Origin of the sequence: Azonexus hydrophilus, assembly GCF_905120355.1 — a bacterium.
In the GTDB taxonomy this organism is placed as follows: Bacteria; Pseudomonadota; Gammaproteobacteria; order Burkholderiales; family Rhodocyclaceae; genus Azonexus.
This window is the reverse complement of sequence record NZ_CAJHOB010000035.1, coordinates 1-3,169: the sequence shown is the minus strand read 5'-3', so window position 1 is coordinate 3,169 and position 3,169 is coordinate 1. Positions and strand designations below refer to the sequence as shown.

Genomic DNA, 3,169 nt, shown 5'->3' with positions numbered 1-3,169 from the left:
CCAGCCTGGGCGCGGCGCTGGCGGCCACCCTGCTCGGCAAGGACGCCTTGGCGGCAATAAATGCCGCGCAGATGGTCGATACCTATAACCGGCAGTTGCATCCGGATCAGTTGAAGGCAATCAGCGAGCTTGCAAAGAAAGGCGGCGGTAAAGCCGAAGACCTGACGGCTGTGCTGTGCGTACTCCAAAACTGCGACATCAACGGCTTGAGCGGCGTGGATGCGAACATGCAGGAGGTGTACCGAGCCGGGGCCGAGATGCTGAAAAGCAACCCTGCCTTGTTCGAGGAATTGGCATCGAGTATTTACTCGGCAGGTTTGTTGAGCGGCGAATTTGAGTATCGGCTCGGCGGCCTCGATTTCATGAAGGATGCTTTTGGGTTGCGCTTGCAGAACAGCATCTATACCCCGTTCGACAAAGCGACGACACGCCCGGAAAGTTGGGCGGATTGGCTGACAGGCGCAGCCAAAGGGCTGGGAAATCTGAATCCTGACCTTCAAGTTCCAGCCCCAACAACCAACATCGACGAGGAGCGTGGTGCAATTTGGGGGGCTGCTACCGGTATGCTGGCAGCGGCTGTGGCGGGGCGTATGGCTGGATTGGGTGGGGTAAAGGGGGCCGGAAATCTTGCAGATGGAGAATTGGCCGCATCAAAGGTTAAATGGGTCGATGAGCGTGCAGGTATGAGCCGAGCTGCGCGTGATTACAACGACTCTGCAACAGGGGCGCGTTCAAATCCTGTAACCCAGAGTGGTCAGGCTCCGGTTCTTGAAAGGACAATGCCTGATGGGACAACACGACAAGTGAAATTTGATGGTGTAGATGGAGATGTCATGATTGACCGGAAGATTTCGATTGTTACAACGGATAAAGCTAAGGATCAAGCACTTCGCCAATCGGAAGCATTGAGCCAGAATGGGCTTGCTGGAAGGTGGGAGGTTTCCTCCGATGCGCAGGCAGCTAGAGCTATAAAAATGTTCAATGATTTAGGAATAAAAAATATTCAGGTTAAGGTGGTGAAACAGTGAGCGGGTATATCAGTCGTCATTTGGCCAAGGCCATTGTAGATATGGCAATTTTTCTTGAATTCACAGATGAGGAATTATTGGATGCAGATACGTCTATAGAGGCGATGGAGCAGTTGGCTATGGAGCTTCAGCTTATGGAGGGTGAGGGCCGTAGTGAATTATCATCGCAGATCAGGAGGGTGAGTGCCGAGTATGAGGATGTAAATAAGGCACAATTTGTAGAGAAATTGCCAGAGTTTTTAGGTTTGGAGTGAAATTATTGGGTTGTAATTATTTTGTTGGAACAGATGTGGGCGGCGCAATTGCCATCATTTATCCTCAGACTGGCAAAGATTTCTGGAGGACTATCAATGGTTCCTCGACCGATAAAGTTATCAGGCCCGCACCATGATTTATCAAGCCAAAATTCTGCACATAGACGAGAATGTCGAAGAAAAGGTCACGCTTCAGATTGGTAATACTGAACTAACCTGTTTCGCAAGTGTATGTCCTTATGCGATTAAAGTGGGTTTGTCTTACCCGGTTGAACTGAATCTCTTCGATGATTACACCATTGAAGAGATTTCTGACGATTCGGAACCATCGCTTGTCCGTGTAGGAAATGCATTTGCTTATGTCATTACTGGCAGATTGAATGGCCGTTGCTTGGAATCTGGAGAATTGATCTTCAAAGAAGACGCGCTGCTAAGTGACTTTGGCTACCTTGATGGGAAAATGGTTGCCATAAAGGTGGGCCGCATAGACGCAGATTTCGATCCAGAACAGTAGCCGTGACCACCAAGAATATAATTGGATATTTACTTTTTGATGTGGTTATGCTAGCTGAAGATGGGCTAGCAGCGGGAATGCTTGGAGCAGTAATTAATGTGTATACCGAGCCTACTGAAGCCTATGAAGTGGAGTTTTGCGATTCACAAGGTAGAACACTAGCCTTACGATCTTTATTGCCTAGTCAATTGAGGCGTAAAACAATCAGGATAACCCATGAATAACAATGCAATTCCGATGATAAACCATTTCTCTGATCTATCACAAGGCTAGCTGCTTTGAACCTCCAGAAATGAAATATCTAAAATTGCAAGTCGCCAGTCTTCCTGATAAAGAAAATGTTGTTTCCGAGGTATGGTTTGGAAATGATCAAGTTGCAGAAGTATCTAATGAAGATGGTCAAACAATTCAGATTGAAATATTTTCACCCCCCGGTAGAAGTGTATGGTCTTTTGATCTCGACGCTTTTGAGGTGATTTTGGCCGAAGCAAAAAGCAGCTTGAGAAATGCGTAGTTGGTGCAAAGAGCGGTCAAGCTAAATTTTTTGGAACAAATGCGGACGGCGCAATCACCACCATTCATCCTCAGACAGGCAAAGATTTCTGGAGGCGATCAATGATTCCTCGACCGATAAAATCATCAGGATTGCCCCATGATTTATCAAGCTAAAGTTCTACACATAGATGAGAATATCGAAGAACAGGTTACGCTTCAGATCGGCAATGCCGAGATAACTTGCTTCGCATATTCTCCATTCTATGAAGTTAAATTGGGTTCAATCTATCAGGTTGATTTGGAATTGCTTGTCCTGAATGATTACACCGTTGAAGAAATTTCTGAGGGTTCAGAACCGTCGCTTTCACGCACGGGAAACACCTTTGCTTATGTCGTTACTGGCAGGGTAAATGGTCGCTACCTAAAATCTGGAGAACTAACCTTCAAAGACGACGTGCTGCTAAGTGATTTTGGCTACCTTGATGGGAAGATGGTTGCTATGAAGGTGGATCGTATAAACGCAGATTTCCAGCCGGAGGGTTGTATTAAAACGAATACCCTTGGATGGGTGATTGTGAAATCAGTTCGGTTTTATGGCGGTCACTCAGTTCCAGAAAAAGCCCCCCCTGCCCGGACCAGAATCTCCCCCCTAAACCCAAGGGATTACGCGGCTTCTTTCATCGCTGGCTGACCAAGTAAGGCGCCAAGCGGATGAATGCCGCTACCCATTATTCATGTTTTACAAACCGTCTTTTTTAACTGAATGAAAGGAACTCCCATGCGTCACTTTGCACCCTTAGCCCTTGCAGCCGCCGTACTGATGACCGGCTGCGCTTCTGTCGACATGGCCTCACCGGAAGCCTCGGCAAAGGCCAAGC

The 3,169-nt window shown here is 47.5% G+C and carries 6 protein-coding genes; all 6 read left to right on the top strand.

Annotated elements, in window-relative coordinates; translation table 11 throughout:
* The coding region (locus JYJ39_RS13795) for a hypothetical protein (RefSeq protein WP_205205202.1) at positions 1 to 1,028 on the top strand (1,028 nt) is incomplete at its 5' end.
* Positions 1,029 to 1,048: 20 nt separating this feature from the next.
* Positions 1,049 to 1,282 carry a hypothetical protein gene (locus JYJ39_RS13790; protein WP_205205200.1) on the top strand — a complete coding sequence of 78 codons (234 nt, stop codon included), beginning with the start codon at positions 1,049 to 1,051 and terminating at the stop codon, positions 1,280 to 1,282.
* A gap of 133 nt (positions 1,283 to 1,415) precedes the next feature.
* Entirely contained in the window at positions 1,416 to 1,796 is a 381-nt protein-coding gene (locus tag JYJ39_RS13785) for a hypothetical protein (protein WP_205205198.1), read from the top strand.
* 2 nt (positions 1,797 to 1,798) lie between these two features.
* Positions 1,799 to 2,020, top strand: a complete 222-nt coding sequence (locus tag JYJ39_RS14265; RefSeq protein WP_205205196.1) for a DUF4926 domain-containing protein — start codon at positions 1,799 to 1,801, stop codon at positions 2,018 to 2,020.
* A 68-nt stretch (positions 2,021 to 2,088) separates the two neighbouring features.
* Complete coding sequence (locus tag JYJ39_RS13775) at positions 2,089 to 2,310, top strand: hypothetical protein (protein ID WP_205205194.1); 222 nt, start codon at positions 2,089 to 2,091, stop codon at positions 2,308 to 2,310.
* 138 nt (positions 2,311 to 2,448) lie between these two features.
* The gene (locus JYJ39_RS13770; RefSeq protein WP_205205192.1) at positions 2,449 to 2,982 is read left to right on the top strand and encodes a hypothetical protein; all 534 of its coding nucleotides are present in this window, start codon (positions 2,449 to 2,451) and stop codon (positions 2,980 to 2,982) included.
* Positions 2,983 to 3,169 lie beyond the last annotated feature (187 nt).

Excerpts from the sequence above, each read along its gene's own strand:
- JYJ39_RS13785 (WP_205205198.1), top strand. The coding sequence starts at position 1,416 with ATGATTTATCAAGCCAAAATTCTGCACATAGACGAGAATGTCGAAGAA.
- JYJ39_RS13775 (WP_205205194.1), top strand. The coding sequence starts at position 2,089 with ATGAAATATCTAAAATTGCAAGTCGCCAGTCTTCCTGATAAAGAAAAT.
- JYJ39_RS13770 (WP_205205192.1), top strand. The coding sequence starts at position 2,449 with ATGATTTATCAAGCTAAAGTTCTACACATAGATGAGAATATCGAAGAA.